We start from the raw sequence: 688 nt of genomic DNA, 5'->3' as shown, positions 1-688 counted from the left end.
ATAAAAATGGAATTTATTATTGATACTGTGAATTTAGAGGAAATTAAAGATGCTATAGATCATATGCCGATCGTAGGGGTGACAAGCAACCCTTCTATTGTAAAAGCAACTGCACCAGAAAACTTCTTTGATCACATGAGAAAAGTAAGGGATATTATTGGAACAGATAGAAGCTTACATGTTCAAGTGATTTCTAAAAATTGTGATGAGATGGTTAATGAAGCACATCGAATTTTAAAGGAAATTGATAATCGAGTTTATGTGAAGATTCCTGTATCATATGAAGGAATCAAAGCTATCAAGATTTTAAAAGCAGAAGGCATCAATGTTACAGCAACTGCTGTTTACGACCTGATGCAGGCATATATGGCATTGGCAGCCGGAGCTGATTATATTGCTCCATATGTTAATCGAATTGGGAACCTTGGTAGTGATCCGTTTGAATTAATCAATGAGTTGTCAAATCGAATCGTGATGGATGATTATGATTGTAAGATTTTAGCAGCCAGTTTCAAAGGTGTCCAGCAAGTAAGAGATTCTTTTAATAGTGGAGCCCAAGCAATTACAGCACCAGTCAGTGTTCTAAAAGCGATTTTTAATAATCCAAATATTGAAAAAGCTGTAGATGATTTTAATCAAGACTGGTATAGTGTTTATGGAGAAAATAAAGGAATTTGTGATTTATAAA

The 688-nt window shown here is 34.2% G+C and carries 1 protein-coding gene; it reads left to right on the top strand.

Annotated features, from left to right (window positions below):
- Positions 1 to 6 precede the first annotated feature (6 nt).
- Positions 7 to 687, top strand: coding sequence for a fructose-6-phosphate aldolase (locus KSU54_RS18555; RefSeq protein WP_008792017.1), 681 nt, complete (start codon positions 7 to 9; stop codon positions 685 to 687).
- The last annotated feature ends 1 nt before the right edge of the window (position 688 follow it).

Origin of the sequence: Erysipelatoclostridium sp. MSK.23.31, assembly GCF_019125875.1 — a bacterium.
Taxonomy (GTDB): domain Bacteria; phylum Bacillota_I; class Bacilli_A; order Erysipelotrichales; family Coprobacillaceae; genus Thomasclavelia; species Thomasclavelia ramosa.
Note: the sequence above shows the minus strand (reverse complement) of the source record. Positions and strands in the feature narration are given on the sequence as shown.

Excerpts from the sequence above, each read along its gene's own strand:
- KSU54_RS18555 (WP_008792017.1), top strand. The coding sequence starts at position 7 with ATGGAATTTATTATTGATACTGTGAATTTAGAGGAAATTAAAGATGCT.